Annotated in this window: 19 protein-coding genes; 11 read left to right on the forward strand and 8 right to left on the reverse strand. The window is 70.3% G+C overall.

The genetic code is table 11. From position 1 onward, the window contains the following. Window positions 1-14: 14 nt before the first annotated feature. Window positions 15-1,469, reverse strand: a complete 1,455-nt coding sequence (locus M2351_RS41075) for a DUF2066 domain-containing protein (RefSeq protein WP_264661718.1) — start codon at window positions 1,467-1,469, stop codon at window positions 15-17. A 139-nt stretch (window positions 1,470-1,608) separates the two neighbouring features. On the opposite strand from M2351_RS41075, the gene purM reads away from it, so the two are divergent. From purM to M2351_RS41090, 3 genes are all read left to right on the forward strand, one after another. Then, window positions 1,609-2,643: a phosphoribosylformylglycinamidine cyclo-ligase gene (gene purM, locus M2351_RS41080; RefSeq protein ID WP_406567498.1), complete on the forward strand. Its 1,035-nt coding sequence runs from the start codon at window positions 1,609-1,611 to the stop codon at window positions 2,641-2,643. Further along, window positions 2,631-3,284 carry a phosphoribosylglycinamide formyltransferase gene (gene purN, locus M2351_RS41085; protein WP_264661719.1) on the forward strand — a complete coding sequence of 218 codons (654 nt, stop codon included), beginning with the start codon at window positions 2,631-2,633 and terminating at the stop codon, window positions 3,282-3,284. Before purM ends, purN begins: the two co-directional genes overlap by 13 nt. A gap of 107 nt (window positions 3,285-3,391) precedes the next feature. Next, window positions 3,392-3,541: an aa3-type cytochrome c oxidase subunit IV gene (locus tag M2351_RS41090; RefSeq protein WP_264661720.1), complete on the forward strand. Its 150-nt coding sequence runs from the start codon at window positions 3,392-3,394 to the stop codon at window positions 3,539-3,541. 51 nt (window positions 3,542-3,592) lie between these two features. On the opposite strand, the gene M2351_RS41095 is transcribed toward M2351_RS41090, so the two are convergent. Both M2351_RS41095 and ndk read right to left on the reverse strand, forming a co-directional pair. Beyond that, a complete protein-coding gene (locus tag M2351_RS41095; protein WP_264661721.1) occupies window positions 3,593-4,069 on the reverse strand; it encodes a hypothetical protein in 477 nt (158 codons plus the stop codon). 173 nt (window positions 4,070-4,242) lie between these two features. Further along, entirely contained in the window at window positions 4,243-4,665 is a 423-nt protein-coding gene (gene ndk / locus M2351_RS41100; RefSeq protein WP_014197473.1) for a nucleoside-diphosphate kinase, read from the reverse strand. A 182-nt stretch (window positions 4,666-4,847) separates the two neighbouring features. Here ndk and M2351_RS41105 point away from each other — a divergent pair, with 182 nt between their 5' ends. The 3 genes from M2351_RS41105 to M2351_RS41115 all read left to right on the forward strand — a co-directional run bounded on the left by M2351_RS41105 (window position 4,848) and on the right by M2351_RS41115 (window position 8,149). Next, complete coding sequence (locus M2351_RS41105; RefSeq protein WP_264662438.1) at window positions 4,848-6,740, forward strand: ABC-F family ATP-binding cassette domain-containing protein; 1,893 nt, start codon at window positions 4,848-4,850, stop codon at window positions 6,738-6,740. Continuing rightward, window positions 6,737-7,381, forward strand: a complete 645-nt coding sequence (locus M2351_RS41110; RefSeq protein WP_264661722.1) for an exopolysaccharide biosynthesis protein — start codon at window positions 6,737-6,739, stop codon at window positions 7,379-7,381. Before M2351_RS41105 ends, M2351_RS41110 begins: the two co-directional genes overlap by 4 nt. Before the next feature lie 300 nt (window positions 7,382-7,681). Continuing rightward, on the forward strand, window positions 7,682-8,149 hold the full coding sequence (locus M2351_RS41115; RefSeq protein WP_264661723.1) for a class I SAM-dependent methyltransferase: 468 nt from the start codon (window positions 7,682-7,684) through the stop codon (window positions 8,147-8,149). A gap of 154 nt (window positions 8,150-8,303) precedes the next feature. Here M2351_RS41115 and M2351_RS41120 read toward each other — a convergent pair whose 3' ends face one another. Then, on the reverse strand, window positions 8,304-9,065 hold the full coding sequence (locus M2351_RS41120; RefSeq protein ID WP_264661724.1) for an SDR family NAD(P)-dependent oxidoreductase: 762 nt from the start codon (window positions 9,063-9,065) through the stop codon (window positions 8,304-8,306). 119 nt (window positions 9,066-9,184) lie between these two features. Between M2351_RS41120 and M2351_RS41125 the strand changes: the two genes are divergently transcribed. Together M2351_RS41125 and gmk are read left to right on the forward strand one after the other, a co-directional pair. Then, window positions 9,185-10,051, forward strand: coding sequence for a YicC/YloC family endoribonuclease (locus M2351_RS41125; protein WP_264661725.1), 867 nt, complete (start codon window positions 9,185-9,187; stop codon window positions 10,049-10,051). 21 nt (window positions 10,052-10,072) lie between these two features. Beyond that, a complete protein-coding gene (gene gmk / locus M2351_RS41130; RefSeq protein ID WP_264661726.1) occupies window positions 10,073-10,711 on the forward strand; it encodes a guanylate kinase in 639 nt (212 codons plus the stop codon). Window positions 10,712-10,909: 198 nt separating this feature from the next. Here gmk and rsmA read toward each other — a convergent pair whose 3' ends face one another. The 4 genes from rsmA to M2351_RS41150 all read right to left on the reverse strand — a co-directional run bounded on the left by rsmA (window position 10,910) and on the right by M2351_RS41150 (window position 14,165). Continuing rightward, complete coding sequence (gene rsmA / locus M2351_RS41135) at window positions 10,910-11,773, reverse strand: 16S rRNA (adenine(1518)-N(6)/adenine(1519)-N(6))-dimethyltransferase RsmA (RefSeq protein WP_264661727.1); 864 nt, start codon at window positions 11,771-11,773, stop codon at window positions 10,910-10,912. Between the two features lie 31 nt (window positions 11,774-11,804). Next, the gene (locus tag M2351_RS41140) at window positions 11,805-12,656 is read right to left on the reverse strand and encodes an alpha/beta fold hydrolase (protein WP_454464607.1); all 852 of its coding nucleotides are present in this window, start codon (window positions 12,654-12,656) and stop codon (window positions 11,805-11,807) included. A gap of 54 nt (window positions 12,657-12,710) precedes the next feature. Continuing rightward, window positions 12,711-13,553 carry a lytic transglycosylase domain-containing protein gene (locus M2351_RS41145; protein ID WP_264661728.1) on the reverse strand — a complete coding sequence of 281 codons (843 nt, stop codon included), beginning with the start codon at window positions 13,551-13,553 and terminating at the stop codon, window positions 12,711-12,713. Between the two features lie 75 nt (window positions 13,554-13,628). Further along, window positions 13,629-14,165, reverse strand: a complete 537-nt coding sequence (locus M2351_RS41150) for a hypothetical protein (RefSeq protein WP_264661729.1) — start codon at window positions 14,163-14,165, stop codon at window positions 13,629-13,631. Between the two features lie 161 nt (window positions 14,166-14,326). On the opposite strand from M2351_RS41150, the gene M2351_RS41155 reads away from it, so the two are divergent. From M2351_RS41155 to M2351_RS41165, 3 genes are all read left to right on the forward strand, one after another. Beyond that, window positions 14,327-16,576: a hybrid sensor histidine kinase/response regulator gene (locus M2351_RS41155; protein ID WP_264661730.1), complete on the forward strand. Its 2,250-nt coding sequence runs from the start codon at window positions 14,327-14,329 to the stop codon at window positions 16,574-16,576. Window positions 16,577-16,785: 209 nt separating this feature from the next. Then, the gene (locus M2351_RS41160; protein ID WP_264661731.1) at window positions 16,786-19,185 is read left to right on the forward strand and encodes a penicillin acylase family protein; all 2,400 of its coding nucleotides are present in this window, start codon (window positions 16,786-16,788) and stop codon (window positions 19,183-19,185) included. After that, the gene (locus tag M2351_RS41165; RefSeq protein ID WP_264661732.1) at window positions 19,182-20,435 is read left to right on the forward strand and encodes a threonine ammonia-lyase; all 1,254 of its coding nucleotides are present in this window, start codon (window positions 19,182-19,184) and stop codon (window positions 20,433-20,435) included. The genes M2351_RS41160 and M2351_RS41165 overlap by 4 nt, the downstream gene beginning before the upstream one ends. Window positions 20,436-20,566: the final 131 nt, after the last annotated feature.

The raw sequence follows: 20,566 nt of genomic DNA on the forward strand, positions 1-20,566 counted from the left end.
GAAACGGGCCAGGCTCAATAACGAGTAGGCCCGGTCGCGGGCAAGGTCCCCAGCACGCGCGGCGGCGCCCCCGGCGCCACGCCGCTGGTTGCGCCGCCCACCGGCGCGGGCACGGCGGACGCCGCCGGCTGGACTGGCGCTGTTTGGGCCGGCGCTGTTTGGGCCGGCGCGGTCGACAGGAGGTCAGCCCCGGCGCCGCGCGGCAGCACCTGCAATTGCCAGTCGGCGACCGGCTGCGCCACCGGCGGCATCCCCGGCTGCGCGGGCGGCATCGGTGCGGGCACCGCGACCGCGCTGGTGCGGGACAGGCCAAGGTCACGGCGCGCCATCTGCTGGCGCAGCCGCTCCACGTCGCCGCGGTGGGTCAGGGCGACCACCGCCTCGTACCGGCTCAGCGACACCACGTCGGTGCGGGTGATGCCCTGCACACCGCCCAGCCGCTTGCGGGTTTCCACCCAGTCGGTCAGGCTCGACAGCGGCACGCGCACCAGGGTGGACTGCTCCGGCCCGGTCGGCATGGTATTCTCGCGGCGCCAGGATTCGTCCACCGCCGCGGTGACGAAGGTGACGGCGCGGCCCAGGAAGTCGGCGGTGCGGTCCGACGGGTCGGCCTTCACGTTGACCGCCTGCTGGTCCTTCGACCCGTCCGGCGCATAGCGCGTGACCTCCACCGCCAGCGGCCGGCCGAGGTCCGGACCGCCGCTCGGCAGGTCCGTCTTGGCGACGATCACCCCGGCGGCGTTGTAGCGCTGGGCGATGCGGGCCAGCGCCTCCGGCGTGCCGGCCAGCGCCTCGTTCACGCCGATGGCGGAGATGTCCGACAGCTCCCCGTCCGGCACCACCAGCGGCACCAGCGTCCCGCCGGCCGGACGGCCCTCCCACGCCTCGCGCCAGGCGGTGCGGTCCTCCCACAGGACCGGGCGCCCGTCGGTCACGGTGACCGGCAGCACGACGAAGGGCCGGGCCGGCGGCTCCACATACTGCTGCGCGGCACCGCCCAGCATCTCGCGCACTGCGTTGGGGCGGAATCGCACGGTGATGCTGCCCAGGTAGCGGGTGGCCGACACCTTCTCGTCGTCGATCTCGAAGCCCTGCACCAGCCGGGCGAGGTCGTTGTCCGACACCTTCGGAGCGTTGGCGGCGTTGGGGACGAGGCGCTTGTACATCTCGGCCCAGGCCTTCAGCTGCGCCTCGCGGATCGCCTGGTCGCGCGCGGCGTTGGCGTTGGCCGCGCTGACGTCCACCTTGACCCCCTGGACCGTGTAGCCGTCCGCCGCCAGCGCCGCGGACGGCGCCACGCCCGTCGCCGCCGGAACTGCCACCGGAGCGGCGGCGGGTGCGGCGGGCGGGGCGGCGCCCGTGGCTTGCGCCCGGGCGGAACCGCCGGGAACGGCCAGCGTCAGGAGGGCGGCGGCCACGATGACGGGGGCGAAGCCCGCAAACAGCGGCGCGTGGCGGCGGTGGAGCATTGCAATGCCTTCCGATTCGAGTATGTTCGGCCCGTTCCGGCGACCCGGCCAGTTCGGCCCAGGTATATAGCTCAGCCCAAGCGAGGATACCATCAGCACCCAGTCTAATAACACGTCCGACGCCTACAAGCAGGCCGGCGTGGACATTGACGCGGGCAACGCGCTCGTTGACGCGATCAAGCCGCTCGCACGATCCACCGCGCGCCCGGGCTCCGACGCCGGGCTGGGCGGCTTCGGTGCGCTGTTCGACCTCCGCGCGGCCGGGTACCAGGATCCGCTCCTGGTCGCCACCACGGACGGTGTCGGCACGAAGCTGAAGGTCGCCATCCTGGCGAAGAAGCACGACACGGTCGGCATCGACCTCGTGGCGATGTGCGTCAACGACCTCGTCGTGCAGGGTGCTGAGCCTCTGCTGTTCCTCGACTACTACGCCATGGGCAAGCTGGACGTGGCCGCCGGCCGCGCCATCGTCGCCGGCATCGCCGAGGGCTGCCGTCAGGCGGGCTGCGCGCTGGTCGGCGGCGAGACGGCCGAGATGCCCGGCATGTACGCGGCCGACGACTACGACCTCGCCGGCTTCTCCGTCGGCGCCGTGGAGCGCCAGAACGCGCTGACCGGGTCGAAGGTGCAGGCGGGCGATGTGCTGCTTGGCCTCGCCTCCTCGGGCGTGCACTCCAACGGCTACTCGCTGGTGCGCAAGCTGGTGGAGAAGTCCGGCCTCGGCTACGATTCGCCCTGCCCCTGGGACGCCGGGAAGACTCTGGGCGAGGCGCTGCTGGTCCCGACGCGCATCTATGTGAAGAGCACGCTGGCCGCCATCCGCGCCGGCACGGTGAACGCCATGGCGCACATCACCGGCGGCGGCCTGATCGAGAACATCCCGCGCGTCCTGCCGGACGGGCTGGGCGTGACGCTGGACGCGACCAAGTGGCCGCTGCCGCCGGTCTTCTCCTGGCTGATGAAGACGGGCGGGCTGACTCCGCTGGACATGGCGCGCACCTTCAACACCGGCCTCGGCATGGTCATCGCGGTCCCGGCGGAGAAGGCGCAGCAGGCGGCCGAGATCCTGGCTGAGGGGGGCGAGACGGTCTTCACCGTCGGCACGGTCCACGCCATCAAGGACGGCGAGGCCCGCGTGACCGTCAGCGGGATGGACACGGAATGGCGCGCCTGAAGGTTGGCGTTCTGATTTCCGGGCGCGGCAGCAACCTGCAGGCGTTGCTCGACGCCTGCGCCGCCCCGGATTTCCCGGCCGAGATCGCGCTGGTCCTGTCCAACAAGGCCGACGCCTATGGGTTGGAGCGCGCGGCATCCGCCGGCGTTCCCACCGCGGTGGTCAGCCATCGCGACCACCCCGGCGACAAGCAGGCCTTCGAGGAGGCGATGGACGCGCGCCTGCGCGCGGCCGGCGTCGAGCTGGTCTGCCTCGCCGGCTTCATGCGCCTGCTGTCGCCCTGGTTCGTGGACACCTGGCGCGACCGGCTGATCAACATCCACCCGTCGCTGCTGCCCTCCTTCAAGGGGCTGGACACGCACGGGCGCGCGCTGGCCGCCGGCGTCCGCTTCCACGGTTGCACCGTCCATTACGTCCGTCCGGAGATGGACGAGGGCCCCATCATCGCCCAGGCCGCGGTCCCCGTGCTGCCCGGCGACGACGCCCACACGCTCGCCGACCGGGTCCTGGAGTCGGAACACCGCATCTACCCGCAGGCCGTCCGCCTGATCGCCGAGGGGCGCACCCGGGTGGAGGGCGACCGCGTCCTGCTGAGCGGCGACATTCCCGCCCTGCCCGCGCTGATCAACCCGACGGCCTGAACGGCCGACCTGAGCCGATTGTTGGCCACGCCAGCGGAACCCTTGCCGGAATCGTCGGCACCCCTTACATTTTCCGCCGAATAAGGCGCAATCAAAGGGGGGACGACATGGCGGTTACCGAACACACCCACAACGAGGTCAGCGACGAATTGGTCCGCGAGCACGCGGCCGGCTGGCACGCCTTCACGCGCTTCCTCACCATCGGCACCGGCGCCGTGGTGGTCCTGCTGATCCTGATGGCGATTTTCCTGCTGTAGGCGTTTTCTTCCCGTCATTCCCGCCTTCGCGGGAATGACGGAGACAATCGATCACTGCCCCGGTAGCCGGCCCAGCAGCAGGTCGCGCATTTCGCCGACCAGCGCGTCCACCTGCTGTTCCCAGGCGTCCTGACCGCCCTGGATCGCGTGCATGACGTGGGTCGCCAGATGGATCAGCCCGGCCCGGACGCTGTCCTCCGGCGCGAAGTCCAGGTCCAGCGCGTCGCGCAGGAACACGCCGAGCTGGTCGGCGGAGTTCCAGGGATGCACCACCACCGTGTTGAATCCGCTCGCCCCCAGGAACACCGCGTTCAGCGCCGTCGCCTGGCCGTTGATGGCGTCGATGGCGGTGTCCATGTCCAGCTCGTTGCCCAGCACCTGCTGGAAGGCCGACAGGCACTGGTCCACATAGCCGCGCACCAGCAACTCGACCACGCCAGGCTCGCTCAGGTCGTTTCGCCCCGTCACGAGCTGGGGCAGCGGCTCCAGAAGGGAGGCGACGATCGGCTTGCTGTCCTGGCTTTCCATCGGGGGTACTCCTGGCGGTTGGTTCCCCGAATACTCGAACTCGCCTCGGCTGTCCACGGGGCTTTGCCTGTGCCGCGAGACAAGTTCGGGACGGGGAACGCAAAAAGGCCGCCCGGATGGGGCGGCCCTTCGGCAATTCTTGCAACCCGGCCCTCACGAACCGGCGGCTGAAATCAGCCGACCAGCTCGATGCCGGCGAAGAAGAAGGCGATCTCCTGCGCGGCGGTCTCCGGAGCGTCGGAGCCGTGCACCGAGTTGGCCTCGATCGACTCGGCGAACTCCTTGCGGATGGTGCCCTCGGCGGCGTTGGCCGGGTTGGTGGCACCCATGATCTCGCGGTTGCGGGCGATGGCGTTCTCGCCTTCCAGCACCTGCAGGACGACCGGGCCGGAGATCATGAAAGAGACGAGGTCGTTGAAGAACGGACGCTCGCGGTGCACACCGTAGAACTGCTCGGCCTGGGCCTTCGACAGCTGGACGCGCTTCTGCGCGACGATGCGCAGGCCACCGTCCTCGAACTTGGCGTTGATCTTGCCGGTCAGGTTGCGGCGGGTGGCATCGGGCTTGATGATCGAGAGGGTCCGTTCGACGGCCATGGCGGTGGGCTCCTGCTGGAAAAGCGTTATGGGGCGCCACCTGTTGCCCGGGGCGCCGGTTGCGCGGGGTTATATAGGCGCTTTTCGATCACGGCAACCGCTTCGTGGTGGCTGCCATGACGAACGCTTGTCACCCGTTCCGCTTCAAATCGGGGGCGGCCTCGTGGTACACCGACCCGGCCATGCTGCACATCAACGATCTGACGTTCCGCTTCGGCGGACGGGTGCTGTTCGACCGCGCGACCGCGGTCGTGTCGAAGGGCCACCGCGTGGCCCTGGTCGGCCGCAACGGCACCGGAAAGTCCACCCTGCTGAAGCTCATCGCCGGCCAGCTCCAGACGGACGCTGGGGCAATCTCCGTGCCCACCGGCACGAAGATCGGCATGGTCGCGCAGGAGGCGCCGAGCGGCGCCACCAGCCTGCTGGACACGGTGCTGGCCGCCGACACGGAGCGCACCGCCCTGCTGGCGGAGGCGGAAACCGCCACCGACCCCATGCGCATTGGCGAGATCCACGCCCGCCTTGCCGACATCGAGGCGCACTCCGCGCCGTCGCGCGCGGCGCAGGTGCTGTCGGGCCTGGGCTTCGACGCGGACGCGCAGCAGCGCCCCTGCTCCGACTTTTCGGGCGGCTGGCGGATGCGCGTGGCGCTGGCCGGCGTGCTGTTCGCGCGGCCCGACCTGCTGCTACTCGACGAGCCAACCAACCACCTCGACCTGGAAGCCACACTGTGGCTGGAGAGCTACCTTAAGAACTACCCGCACACCATCCTGCTGGTCAGCCATGACCGCGACCTCTTGAACTCGGTCCCGACCACGACCATCCATGTGGACCACGGGAAGCTGGTGACCTACGCCGGCAACTACGACCAGTTCCTAAAGCAGCGCCGCGCCAACCAGGAGCGGCTGCAAGCCATGGCTACCAAGCAGGAGGCCAAGCGCAAGCACATGATGGCCTTCGTCGAACGCTTTCGCTATAAGGCCACCAAGGCCCGCCAGGCGCAGAGCCGCCTGAAGGCGCTGGAGAAGCTGGAGACCATCACGCTGATGGAAGACGACGCCGAGGTCGTCTTCAACTTCCCCCAGCCGGACGAAATGGCCCCGCCGCTGATCGCGCTGGAGAACGTCACCATCGGCTATGGCGAACGCGCCGTGCTGCGCCGGGTCAACCTGCGCATCGACATGGACGACCGCATCGCCCTGCTGGGCGCCAACGGCAACGGTAAGTCCACGCTGGTGAAGCTGCTGGCCGGCCGTCTGGACGCCATGGGCGGCGACGTGCGTCGGCCGAACAAGCTGCGCGTCGGCTATTTCGCCCAGCACCAGCAGGACGAGCTGGACCTGTCGCTCACCCCCATCCAGCAGACCCAGCGCATCATGCCGCTGGCGCCGGAGGAGAAGGTGCGCGCCCATCTCGGCCGCTTCGGCTTCCAGCAGAGCAAGGCGGAAACCCGCATCTCCGACCTGTCCGGCGGCGAGAAGGCGCGCCTTCTGCTGGCGCTGATGAGCCGCGAAACGCCTCACATCCTGATGCTCGACGAGCCGACCAACCACCTGGACGTCGACAGCCGCGAGGCGCTGATCGAGGCGATCAACGGTTTCGAGGGCGCGGTGATCCTCATCAGCCACGACCCCCACCTGATCGAACTGACCGCCGACCGCTTGCTCCTGGTCGCCGACGGCACCGTCTCCGCCTACGACGGCGACCTGGACGATTACCGCCGCTTCCTGCTGGACCGGGCGAAGGCGGAGCGCGCCGTCGCCAAGGGCGATGCCGGCGACGCGGGGCCCAGCCGCAAGGACCAGCGCCGCGCCGCCGCGGAGGCGCGCGCGACGCTCGCCCCCTTGAAGAAGAAGGCGACCGACGCCGAATCGCTGGTCAACAAGCTGAGCGAGGAGAAGCGGAAGATCGAGGCGAAGCTCGCCGATCCCGGCCTCTACAGCGGCCCCAGCGACAAGCTGCAGAAGCTGCAGATCGACTTGGGCCTTGTCGAAAAGAAACTCGCCACCGCCGAGGAAAGCTGGTTGGAATTCCTGGAAGCTTACGAGTCCGCGGCTGCGGAGGCCGGCGTATGAGCGCGTCCCGCGGCGTGCCCTACAGCGAACCGGCCACCGGCGAAGACACCGAGGAGCGAACCTCCGACGTCCTGGCCGCGTTCCGCGCGAACCTGCCGGAAGGCCGGGTCTCGCTCGGCGACCTCGTCCGCGCGCTCGGCGACCGCTCGCTCGGCACCATCCTGCTGGCACTGGCGCTGCCGACCGTGGCGCCGGTGCCGCTCGGCGTGTCCTGCCTGTTCGATTTGCCGATCCTGCTGTTCTCCGCGCGCATGGCTTTCGGCCGGACGGGCACCGCCCTGCCCGACTGGCTGCTGCGCCGTTCGGTCAGCCGCAACATGGCGGTGCGCATGATCGACGCGGCGATGCCGCGCCTGACGGGGATCGAGCGCATGCTGAAACCCCGCTTCCCGCGATTCGCCAACATCGACGGGGAACGCTGGTTCGGCGTGCTGGTCCTGCTTCTGTCGCTGACCTGCGTCGTGCCGCTGCCTCTGACCGGCTGGCTGCCGGGCTTCGCGCTCGTGCTGCTGTCGCTCGGCCTGATCGAACGCGATGGTGCGGCGATCGCGGGCGCGCTCGGCCTCACCATCGCTTCCCTGGTGTTCTTTGCGCTGGTTGCCAGCGGCCTGTCCTACGCAGGGCAGGAGCTTTTGCGCTAGCACCATCGTCATATCGGCCGGGCCTTCCCGCGGGTTGCAGGGGGGTGGCGGATCGGACATAAGTGCTTAACGGAAACATAACGTTCGGGACCCCCTGCGGCTCTTGCTTGTTTAGCCCCGGGGTTAAAACGCTCAACAGCCAACGGCGAAAGGCCGACCATGACACCAACGGAAATCACCGTCGCCGAAAAGCAAAAAAGCGGCAAGACGCCGCCGGCCGCGTGGCTTTTCTTCCAGCGTTGGTTGGCAAATCCCCTGTCTATGGGCTCCGTTACACCGTCCTCCGGTGCCTTGTGCAAATTGATCCGTCAGCATGTCGTCTGCGGCCCCGACCAGATCGTCGTTGAATTCGGCGGCGGCACCGGCGCGATCACCAAGGCCCTGCTGCAATCAGGCATCCCCGGCGAGCGCATCTTCACCTTCGAGATCGACGACCACCTCAGCCATTACCTGCGCGGCCATTACCCGGACGTGAACGTCGTCCACGACGACTGCCGCAAGGCGGCGGATCTGCTCGGCCCCAACCTCGTCGGCAAGGTCGGCACGGTGGTGATCGGCATCCCCATGCTGAACCTGCCGATGCGCGTCCAGAAGGAGGTCGTCGAGGCCTGCTTCCGGATTCTTCCCGACGGTGGACGCTTCGTGCTCTACACCTACGGTGTCGGTTCCCCCCTGAACCAGCGCGCCCTCGGCCTGAAGGGCAAGCGCCTGGGCTTTACCCCCCTGAACGTGCCCCCGGCGTCGGTGTGGGGGTATTCGAAGGCATAACATAAGTCCTTGAGTTGGGCCCCCACCCAACCCTCCCCCACTTCGCGGGGGAGGGCATTCAGGAACGCGGCGGCAGTCCCCTCCCCCGTCGAAGATGGGGGAGGGTTAGGGTGGGGGCCCAACGCAACCACTCACCACTCCCCACGCTCCCCCTTCACCCCTTCCGCGGCGCCTGCCGCAGCAGCGCGTCCGTCCACCCCGCCGGCAGGGCGGCCAACAGCCAGACCGCCGCGGCCATCGGCCAGGGGAAGGAAATCCGCCCCCGGTTCCGCGCCAGCCCGCGCCGGATGACCTGCGCCGCCCGGTCCGTCTCCATCAGGAACGGCATGGGGAAGCGGTTCACCGCGGTCATGCGGCTCTTCACGAAGCCGGGGCAGATCACCGACACCCCGATCCCCTGCCCGGCCAAGTCCCCGCGCAGAGACTCGCCATAGACCCGCACCGCCGCCTTGCTCGCGCAGTAGGCTGGCGCGCCGGGCATCCCGCGGAACCCGGCCAGCGACGCCATCAGCGCGATCTGCCCCCGCCGCCGCGCCTGCATGCCCGGCAGCAACGGGTGCACGGTGTTCAGCACGCCGTCCACATTCACCTGGAAGATTCGCCGCGCCTGCTCCTCGCTCTCCGTGCCGCCGCCCGTCCCGGCGGAAACGCCAGCGTTGGCGATGACCAAATCCACCGGCGCCCGTCGGTCCAGCCCACCCAACCAGTCCGCCATCGCGGCCCGGTCGGCCGCGTCGACCACCGCCTCTTCGACCTCCGCGCCCAAACTCCGGCACCGGTCGGCCACCGCCCCCAACCGGCCGGCGTCGCGCCCGGTGAGCGCCAGCCGGACGCCCGGCGCGGCGTAGGCGCAGGCCAGCGCCTCCCCGATGCCGCTCGACGCCCCGGTGATGACGATTGCGCGCGGATCGCGCATGGTCCCTCCCTCTCCTTAGCCTTGTTGCCTCGGCGTCACGACGCTATAACTTCAGCCCCGAGATCCCACAAATTGTAGTCGAGGCTGTTTTGTCCGCCCAACGCCCCGCTGTATCCAGCATGACCGGCTTCGCACGCGTGGACGGACACGCCGACGGCTATTCCTGGACCTTCGAGGCGAAGAGCGTCAACGGGCGCAACCTCGACATCCGCTGCCGCCAGCCCACGGGCTTCGACACGCTGGAGGCCGCCGCCCGCGCGGAAATCCCGAAAAGGCTGGCCCGCGGCAGCGTCAACGTGAACCTGACCGTGAACCGCAGCCAGGCCGTGGCGCAGCTTCGCATCAACCGCGAGCTGCTGGCGCAGGTGCTGGAACTGGCGCGCGAGATCGAGGGCGCCGGGGCCGCCCCGCCGCGACTCGATTCGCTGCTGTCCGTGCGCGGCATCATCGAACCGGTCGAGGAGGACGAGGGCGAGGCGCGGGAGCGCGTGGAGGCGGCGCTGAAGGCCGACCTCGGCCGCCTGATCGACCAGCTCGCCGCCGCCCGCCTGTCGGAGGGGGCGCGACTCGTCACCGTCCTGAACGGCCACCTGGACGAGATCGAGCGGTTGGTCGCCGCCGCATCAGCCTGCGCCAGCACCCAGCCGGAGGCTTTGCGCGACCGCCTGCGCGCCCAGGTCGCCGCCCTGCTCGACGCGTCCCCTGCTCTGCCGGAGGAACGGCTGGCCCAGGAGGCCGCCATCCTTATCGCCAAGGCCGACGTGCGGGAGGAGTTGGACCGCCTGCGCGCCCACATCCAGGCCGCCCGCGACATACTGAAGGAGGGCGGCGCCATCGGCCGCCGCTTCGACTTCCTGTGCCAGGAGTTCAACCGCGAGGCCAACACGCTCTGCTCCAAGTCGTCCGACGTGGAACTGACGCGCATCGGCCTGTCGCTGAAGGCCTCCATCGAACAGCTGCGCGAGCAGGTCCAGAACATCGAATAAGTCAGACACGGCACTGCACCCATGATCGCCAAGCCCATTTCCAGGCGCGGCCTGATGCTCGTCCTGTCCTCCCCGTCCGGGGCGGGCAAGACCACCATCTCCCGACGCCTTCTGGACATTGACCCGAACATCACCATGTCGGTGTCGGTCACCACCCGGCCGATGCGCCCCGGCGAGAAGCCGGGCGTCGACTACTACTTCGTCGACATGCCGGAATTCGACCGCATGGCCGCCGAAGGCGACCTGCTGGAGCATGCCCGCGTCTTCGGCAACTGCTACGGCACGCCGCGCAGCACGGTGGAGCAGGCATTGGGCGCCGGCCGCGACGTCCTGTTCGACATCGACTGGCAGGGCACGCAGCAGCTTGCCGCGAACGCCCGCGCCGACCTCGTCAGCGTCTTCGTCCTGCCGCCGTCGGGCGCAGAGCTGGAACGCCGTCTGCACACCCGCGCTCAGGACTCGGCCGAGGTGATCGCCCAGCGCATGGCCAAGGCGTCCGACGAGATCAGCCACTGGGCGGAGTACGACTACGTCATCGTCAACAACGACGTGGACGAGAGCGTGACCGCCGTGCAGGCCATCCTGCGCGCCGAACGCCTGCGCCGCACCCGCCAGGTCGGCCTGCCGGCCTTCGTGCAGAGCATCCAGGCGGCGCTGTAAAGCGGATTGCAATCCGCTTTGGACCGCGACGGCGGTCCCGGCCGCCAGCCTTTTGTTCAGACATTGGCGGCCGAAGCCCGGCCTCTCGCGGGAACGGAGTTCCCGCTGGCGGCAGGTGGATGCCACGGGCATCCGCTGAGAGCCGGCAAATGAGGCCATATGAATCGAAAGCGGATGAAAATCCGCTTGAGGGGCTGGTTACTGCCCCCGGTACGCCCGCGCCAGCGCGGCGAACTTCGCGACGCTCACCTCCTCCGCGCGCGCGGTCGGCTCGATGCCGGCCGCGGCCAGCAGGGCCTCGGCGTCGCCCAGGCTCTTCAGGCTCTGGCGCAGCATCTTGCGGCGCTGGCCGAAGGCGGCGGCGGTCACCTGCTCCAGCGCCCTCCACTCCGCCGGCTCCGGGTTGGCGCGCGGGGTGAGGTGGACGACGGTGGAGGCGACCTTCGGCGGCGGCGTGAAGGCCTTGGCCGGCAGGTTGAACAGCACCCGGGCGTCCGACCGCCATTGCGTGATGACCGAAAGGCGCCCGTAGGCCTTGCTGCCCGGCTTGGCGACCAGCCGGTCGGCGACCTCCTTCTGGAACATCAGCGTCAGGCTGACGAACTCCTCGATCCGCGCCAGCCAACCGATCAGCAGCGGCGTCGCCACGTTGTAGGGCAGGTTCGCCACGATGGCCCGCGGCGCGGGGGCGATGGCGATCGGGTCGACCTCCAGCGCGTCGCCTTCCACGATGGCCAGCCGCCCGTTGGCCGCCTGCACCACGTCCTGCAACGCCTCGATGAAGCGGTGGTCGCGCTCGATGGCGATCACCTGCCGCGCCTTGGTGGCGAGCAGCGCGCGCGTCAGCCCGCCGGGACCGGGGCCGATCTCCACCGCCGTCACGCCGGCCATGTCCCCGGCGGAGCGCGCGATGCGCCCCGTCAGGTTGAGGTCGAGCAGGAAGTTCTGCCCCAACGCCTTGCGGGCGTCGAGCCCGAAGCGGGCGATCACCTCGCGCAACGGCGGCAGGGCCTGCGGGTCGAAGGGAGCGGCGGAGTTGTCAGTTGGGGCAGCGTCGGTCATGCCGACCTTATAAGGCCGCCAGGTCCCGCCGTCACCCCTCCAGCAGGAAGCCGCGCACCGCCGCGATCTGGTCCTCGGTCATCAGGGCCGGGGCGTGGCCGGTGTTGGCGAATTCCACGACGCGCGCCTTGGGGCCGCGCCGGGTCATCTCCTCCGCCGTCTCGCGCAGCAGGATGTCCGACGTCGCCCCGCGCAGCACCAGCACCGGGCACTGGATGCGGTCCCAGAAGGCCCAGAGGTCGACGTCCTGCATCGGCTGCGCCTTGAACGCCTCCGCGATGCCGGGATCGTAGGCGAGGCCCCAGCGCCCGTCCGGCCGCGGCCGCGCGCTGTGCTCCGCCATGTGACGCCACGCCTCGTCGGGCAGGCGGCCGAAGCCCATCAGGACGAAGCGCAGGTAGGACTCGACCGCGGCGATGTCCTCGAAGACCGGGTCCTTGCCGACGTAATCGGCGATCCGCTGCAGCCCGACCTTGGAGATGAAGGGCCCGACGTCGTTGATGACCAGGCGGCGGATCGGGCTGTTCGGCTGGGCCGCCAGCATCAGGCCGATCAGCCCGCCCATGGAGGTGCCGACCCAATCCACCGTCTCCACGCCCAGCCGCGCGACCAGCGCCGCCATGTCTGCGCAGTATTGCGGATAACCGTAAAGCGCCGGGTTGCCGAGCCAGCCGCTCTTGCCGCGCCCGACCACGTCCGGGCAGGCCACCCGCCAGCCGTCGGCGAGATCCAGCGCCAGCGCGTCGAAGTCGCGCCCGTTGCGGGTCAGCCCGTGCACGCAGACCGCCGTGCGCGGCGCGTCGTCACGGCCCCACTGGGTGTAGGCCACCTTGTGGAAACCGGCCGCGCTGAGGCCGAGAAAGCTGCGTTCGGACATCGGCACGGTGGGCGTCTCCCTTTTTCGTCTTCTTCAGGTGGGTCTTCTTCAGGTGGGCCTTCAGCCCTTGTTCGGCCGTACCAGTTCGGCCGCCTGCCGGGTCACCAGCGGCGACGGCTCCGCCACACCCGCGTCAAACGGATGCCGCGGCGCGTCGTACAGGCGGCGGATGGCGCGCACGTAGTTCCGCGTCTCGTCGTAGGGCGGAACGCCCTTGTAGCGGTCCACGGCCCGTTCCCCCGCGTTGTAGCCGGCCAGCGCCAGCGTAACGTCCCCCTGGAAATAGGCCAAGAGCCAGCGCAGGTACTTGATGCCCCCCTTGATGTTTTCGGCGGGGCTGAACACGTCGGCGACGCCGAACCGCTCCGCCGTGTCGGGGATCAGCTGCATCAGCCCGGCCGCCTCCTTCGGCGACACGGCGTCGGATCGGTAGGCGCTCTCCACCTGGATCACCGCCAGCACCAGCGCGGGGTCGAGCCCGTATTTCGGCGCCTGCTCCCGCACTAGGGCGACGATCTCCGCCGGCGGCGGCCCGATCTCGCGCAGCGGCGCGGCGCCCGGCCGGCACCAAGGGCGGACATGCCCCATGCGGCCCGGCACATAGGCCACCAGCCGGCGCGCGTCCGGATGCCCGCGCGACGCGGCGGCGCGCAGCCAGGCCGTGCCGACGCGCTGGTCGCGCCGCACGCCCACGCCGAACAGGAAGTGGCGCGCCACCCGATAGGCGGCCGCGGCGTCGCCCTTCTCCGCGGCCTCGCATTCGGCGGAGAAGGCCGCCCGCTGGGCGGGGCCACCCCGCGCCGCGCCCGACTTGGCCTTCGTCGCGGCCTCCCCGACAGAGGGGGCCGCGACGGCGACGAGACCGGCCAGCGCCCCAGCCAAGGCCAACGATAATGCGCGCACGGCCACCCCTAAGCGTCGGTTCGAACCGGCAGCTATATGCGGGCCGTCATCCGAATCGGCAAGCTTTTGACCCAACTACCCCCTATTCGCCAGGCGCAGGGCCCACCCGCGCAGGTTCCGCAGCATGCCGCGCGCCGCCTCCTTCACCCGCGCGGCAAGGCGCTTCACCGCCACCCAGGGCGGCAGCGCGTTCAGCCAGTCGAGCCAGCGCACCACGCGGACATAGCACCAAGCAAAGGCCGGTATGGTCAGCAGCTTGTCCCGGCTGATGCGGAACAGCCGCTCCACCAGCGTGATCTTGATGATCTCCGCCGCCGCGATGATCGCTCCGCCTTCCAGCGCATGCCCGGTGCCCATCAGGTAGAGCCCCAGGGGCTTCAGCGGCTCCAGAATGACCAAGGGAACGACGAACAGCGCCAGCGTCGGATAGGGGCCGAGGCGCCCGATCCAGGCTGCGACCCGCGCGAAGATCCGCAAGCGCCCGATCCAGGCGGCGACGGGGCGCAGCGCCGCGAAGACCAAGGCGTCGATCAGGAAATACAGCACGGCCGCCACGGTTAGCAGCGGGCGCAGCAATCCTTGCCTTACCCATTGTCCGGGCGTTCGGGGCATCACTCCTCCATTCAGTGTAGTCAATATACCCTTCGGCCGCCGCCGCGGTCCATTCGTCGGATTGGGCCGGTTCCGAATTTCTCCTATGTAACAGTCCGGCGTTCGGGCGTCCCCGGAGTCTTGCGCGCCGTCGTTCCCCGTCCTGGTGGTGCTCCCCCATCGTGCCTGGCCATTACGATCTGTTTCTCGTCGCCCTATCCGTCGTCGTCGCTGCCTTTGGCGGGTATGTGGCGCTCGACCTGGCGTCTCACGCGCGGGAAGCCCGGCGCGGGCGCAACGCGTGGCTCGCCGCCGCCGCGGTCGCCCTGGGGGCCGGCGTCTGGTCGATGCACTTCATCGGCATGCTGGCCTTCCGCGCGCCGGCCCCGGTGGCCTACGACCTGACCCTGACGGCCCTGTCCTTCCTGCTGGCCGTCGGTGTGTCGGGGACCGGCCTGTTTGCGGTCGCCCGCGCCCCGCAGCGCCGCTTCGCCCTGGCGATGGCCGGTACGCTGACCGGACTCGGCATCGTGTCGATGCATTATGTCGGGATGGCCGGCATGCGCATGCCGGCGCGCATGACCTACGATCCGGCGCTGGTGGCGCTGTCCGTCCTCCTCGCGCTGGCCGCCTCGACGGCGGCGCTCTGGCTTGCCTTCCGCACCGCCAGCCTTGGGCAGCGGTTAGCCGGCGCGCTGGTCCTGGGCTTCGCGGTGGTCAGCATGCACTACACCGGCATGGCCGCCGCCAGCTTCGCCGAGCCTCACGCCGCCGAGCCCCACGTTACCATGCCGCACGAATCCCTCGCGGCCACCGGCGGGACGGTGCTGTCCGACCCGCTGCTGGCCGTGGGCACGGGGGCGGCCACGCTGTTGATCCTCTCGCTGGCGCTCGCCTCGGCGCTTCTGGATCGCCGCCGCGAGGCGGAGCGCGCGGCCGAACAGGAGGCCCGCTGCCGCTCCATCGTCGACACGGCGGTCGACCCCATCGTGGTGATCGACGAGGCGGGCACCATCCTGTCCTTCAACCGGGCCGCGGTGACGACCTTCGGCTACACGGCGGAGGAGGCGGTCGGCGCCAACGTCCGCCTGCTGATGCCGGACGAGCACCGCGATGCCCACGACGGCTACCTCGCGCGCTACCGCGAGACGGGGCAGAAGCGGGTCATCGGCGTCGGGCGGGAGGTCGAAGGGCGGCGCAAGGACGGCTCCATCTTCCCCCTGGAACTGTCGATCGCCGAATGGCAGGCCGGGCGCAAGCGCTTCTTCACCGGCATCATGCGCGACATCACCGCCCGCAAGGCCGCCGAGGACGCGCTGCGGCGCGCCAAGGAGGACGCGGAGCGCGCCGACCTCGCCAAGACCAAGTTCCTGGCCGCGGCGAGCCACGACCTGCGCCAGCCGCTGCAGTCGCTGTTCTTCTTCGCCCACGCTCTGTCCGACCGGCTGCACGGGCACCCCGCCTCGCCCCTGCTGGCGAGCATGAGCGAGTCCCTGACCGGCCTGCGCCTCCTGCTCGACAGCCTCCTGGACGTGTCGCGCCTCGACGCCGGGGTGGTCAACCCCGCAGTGACCCAGTTTGCGCTCGGCGCCCTGCTGGAACGGCTGGCCAACGAATACCGCCCGCGCGCCGCCGAGGCCGGGATCGACCTGCGCTACCTGCCGACCAGCGGCTGGACGGTCAGCGATCCTGCGCTGCTGGAACGCATCCTGCGCAACGTCATCGAAAACGCGGTCCGCTACACCGAACGCGGCCGGATCGTCATCGGCTGCCGCAGGGTGGGTGCTGCCCTGCGGATCGAGGTGGTGGACAGCGGCATCGGCATCCCCGCGGACCAGCAGAAGGCCATCTTCGAGGAATTCACCCAACTCGCCAACCCGGAGCGCGACCGGCGCAAGGGCCTGGGGCTGGGCCTCGCCATCGTGCGGCGCTTGGCCGGCTTGCTCGACCACCCGCTGTCCCTGCGGTCGGAGCCCGGACGCGGCAGCGCCTTCTGCATCGCCGTGCCCTCGGTGGCGTCGCGCCCGGTGCCCAAGACCTGCCGGCCCAACGGGAAGCCGGCGAACAGCAAGGGCCTTGTGGTGCTGGTCGACGACGACGCCATCATCCTGCTCAGCATGCGCACCATGCTGGAGGGCTGGGGCTACGAGGTGGTCGCCGCCATGTCGGCGGACGAAGCCATCGGCACGCTGACCAGCCTCGGCCAGACGCCCAGCATGATCGTCGCCGACTACCGCCTGCGCGAGGGGCGGACCGGCCTCCAGGCCATCCGCGACATCTTCGGCGTCTGCGGCATCCGCGTGCCCGCCGTGGTGCTGACCGGCGACACCGACCCCGCCCGCATCGCCGAGGTGCAGCAGAGCGGCTACCGCGTCCTGCACAAGCCGGTGTCCGCCGCCGTCCTGCGCGACGCGCTGTCGTCGGCTGCGTAGGCACCGGACCCTTCGCACACCATGTGTTAGCGGAGGCGTGGTCGCGCTGGGCCCCCAGCCTAACCTCCCCCCACTTCGCGGGGGGAGGGGCTTGTCCGCGGAGCGGCGGCAGTCCCCTCCCCCGCCGAAGGTGGGGGAGGGTTAGGGTGGGAGCCCAGCGCAACCACTCCCACAACCAACACCCAGCCCCCCCGGGAACCGGAGCCCGCATGATCCGCCGAGTCCTCGTCGTCGTGCTCGCCGTGCTGGCCCTCGTCGTTCTGGTTCCCGCCGTCGGCGCGGGCGGCTTCCTACTGTGGATGCGGGAGCAGACGCCGGCCTACAGCGGCAGCGCCTCCGTGCCCGGCCTGGACCGGCCGGTGGAGATCCTGCGCGACCGCCACGCCATCCCGCACATCTTCGCCGCCACCGAACGCGACGCCTATTTCGCGCTGGGCTACGTCCACGCCCAGGACCGGCTGTGGCAGATGGAGACCATGCGCCGCGGCGGGGCCGGCCGCCTGTCGGAGCTGGTCGGGACCCGCTTCGGCGACTGGGCGCTGCGGCTCGACCGCTCCATGCGCACGCTCGGCGTCTATCGTCGGGCGGAGGCGGTGTACGAGGACATGCCGCCGGACGTGCGCGGAGCCTTCGACTCCTACGCGGCCGGGGTGAACGCCTGGATGGAGACGCACACGGAGGCGCTGCCCATCGAGTTCCAGCTGCTCCGCCACACGCCGGAGCTCTGGCGCCCCGCCGACAGCATCGTGTGGGGCAAGCTGATGGCCTTGCAGCTGTCCGGCAACATGTACGACGAACTGTTCCGCGCCCGCGCGCTGCAAAGCCTGTCGCCGGAGCAGGTGCAGGATCTCTTCCCCACCAACCCGCCCGGCGCGCCGGTCACCCTGGCGGCGGAGCTGCGCGGGATGGACCTGACGCGCGCCCTGGCCGCCCTGCCCAACCTCGGCTTCGACACCGCCTCCAACGAATGGGCGCTGACCGGCAAGCGCACGACCACCGGCAAGCCGATCCTCGCCAACGACCCCCACCTGGGGCTGGAGGCGCCGATCCTCTGGTACCTCGCGCGCATCGACACGCCGAACCACAGCGTCGCCGGCGCCACCATCCCCGGCGTGCCGCTGACCATCCTGGGGCACAACCGCACCGTCGCCTGGGGCTTCACCACCACCCACAGCGACACCGAGGACCTGTTCATCGAGAAGATCGACCCGCAGGACCCCACCCGCTACATCACCCCGGACGGACCGAAGCCCTTCGACACCCGGACCGAGACGATCAAGGTTGCCGGACAGCCGGACGAGACGCTGACGGTGCGGGAGACGCGCCACGGCCCCGTGCTCACCTCGCCCGACCTTGTGGCCGGCGTGGCGCCGGAGGGGCACGTTCTGGCCCTGGCCTTCCCCGGCCTGACCGCGCGCGACACCTCGCCGGAGGCGCTCTACCGGCTGAACCACGCCGCCGACGCCGAGGCGGTGCGCGAGGCGCTGTTCCTGCACGTCGCCCCGCAGCAGAACGTGGTCTACGCCGACACCGCCGGAACGGTCGGCTTCCTGTCCCCCGCGCTGGTGCCGGTGCGGCGGGCGGGCGACGGGCGGGTGCCGGTGCCGGGCTGGACCGGCGAATACGACTGGGTCGGCTACATCCCCTTCGACGCGCTGCCCCAGGCCATCGACCCGCCCGCGGGGCAATTCGTCAACGCCAACAACGCTGTGGTCGGCCCCAATTACCCCTATCTGCTCGGCAGCGACTGGCCCGACCCGGCGCGCGCCCAGCGGATCGGGCAAATGCTGGAGAAGGAGCAATTCTCGGTCGAGGACGTCGTCTCGCAGCAAATGGACACGGTGTCCCTGCCGGCGCGCGACCTTCTCCCCCTGATGCTGACGGTTCCGCCGGACGGCAAGCAAATGGCCGAGGCGCTGGACCTGCTGAAGGGCTGGGACGGCCGCATGGTCCGCGACCGGCCGGAACCGCTGATCTTCGACTGGTGGCTGCGGGAGCTGGTGCGGACCCTGTTCGCCGACAAGCTGGGCACCCTGTTCCTGCCCTACTGGGACCTGCGCCCGCGTGCCATCCAGCATGTCCTGGCGGAGGCGCCGCAGTGGTGCGACGACATCACAACGCCCGCCAAGGAAACCTGCGCCGTGGCGCTGGCCGGGGCGCTGAAGTCGGCGCTCGCCCAGATCGAGCGGCGGCGCGGGCCGAACCTCGCCTCCTGGCGCTGGGGTGACGAGCACAAGGCCGACCTGACCCATCGCCTGCTCGGCCGCATCCCTTTGCTGAACCAGATGTTCGACCTGACGATCGAGACGGACGGCGGCGCCTTCACCGTCAACCGCGGCACGACCCGCGTGCGCGACCCGCAAAATCCCTTCGCCCACGTGCACGGGGCCGGGCTGCGGGCGGTCTACGACCTGTCCGACCTCGGCAACTCCCGCTTCATGATCGCCACCGGCCAGTCGGGCAACCCCTTCTCGCCCCATTGGGGCGACCTGGTGCGCAGCTGGCGCGACGGCGGTACGCTGCGGCTGTCCGGCGACCGCGGCGCGCTCGCCGCCGAGGGCGCCCGGCTCCTCACCCTCATCCCCCGCGACCCCGGAAAATCGTCATGAGCACGTCCGACACGACCCCGCTCCCGATCTCCATCGCCCCCATAACCATAGACGACGTACGCGCCGCCGCCGACCGCCTCCGCGGCCTGCTTCCCATCACCCCGACGGAGGCGGCGCCGCGCCTGTCGGAGCTGGCCGGCTGCACCATCGTCCTGAAGCTGGAGAACCAGCACTACACGGGCTCCTTCAAGGAACGCGGGGCGCTGAACAAGCTGCTGTCACTGGGCGAGGCGGAGCGGCAGGCCGGGGTGATCGCCATGTCGGCCGGCAACCACGCCCAGGCCGTGGCCTGCCACGCCAGCCGGCTCGGCGTCCGCTCCACCATCGTCATGCCCAGCTTCACCCCCTTCACCAAGGTGGAACGGACGGAGGCGCTCGGCGCCCGCGTGGAGCTGCACGGCGACACGCTCAGCGACGCGGCGGCCTACGCCCACGATCTCGCGGCGAAGGAGGGGCTGACCTTCGTGCACCCCTACGACGATCCGCTGATCGCCGCCGGCCAGGGCACCGCGGCGCTGGAGTTGCTGGAGGCCGCACCCGACCTCGACGTCCTTGTCGTCCCCATCGGCGGCGGCGGGCTGATCGGCGGCATGGCGGTGGCGGCCAAGGCCGTGAAGCCGGGCATCCAGGTGATCGGCGTGCAGTGCGCCATGTACCCGGCGATGCGCCAGGCACTCGCCGGGCAGGCCATCGCCTGCGGCGGCGCCACCATCGCGGAGGGCATCGCGGTCAAGGCGCCGGGCTCCGTCACCCTGCCGCTGGTCCGCCGCTGCGTGGACGACGTGGTCATGGTGGGGGAGCCGCGCCTGGAGGAGGCCGTCTACCGCCTCGCCACGCTCCAGAAGCTGGTCGCTGAGGGAGCCGGTGCCGCGGCGCTCGCCGCCGTGCTGGACGACCCGGCGCGCTTTTCCGGGAAGAAGGTCGGAGTCGTCGTGTCCGGCGGCAACATCGACGCCCGCATCCTGGCCCAGGTGCTGATGCGCGGGCTCGTCGACGAAGGGCGCATGGTGCGCCTGCGCATCGGCATCACCGACGCCCCCGGCGCGCTCGCCCGTGTCGCCCGCCTGCTGGGCGAGGCCGGCGCGAACATCGTGGAGGTGCACCACCAGCGCCTGTTCCACAATGTGCCCGTGCGCATGGCGGAGATCGACGTCGTCCTTGAGACGCGCGACCGCAGCCACGTCCAGCAGCTGATCGCCCGGATGCAGGACTCCGGCTTCCCGACGGAGCTGATGACGGAGATTTCGTAAAGCGGATTGCGATCCGCTTCGGACCGCGACCGCGGTCCCGGCCGCACATGCGGCCGAAGCTTTGGCCTCTCGCGGGAACGAAGTTCTCGCCGGCTCTCAGCGGATGCCAAAGGCATCCGCTGAGAGCCGGC

Origin of the sequence: Azospirillum canadense (assembly GCF_025961225.1) — a bacterium.
Taxonomy (GTDB): Bacteria; Pseudomonadota; Alphaproteobacteria; order Azospirillales; family Azospirillaceae; genus Azospirillum; species Azospirillum canadense.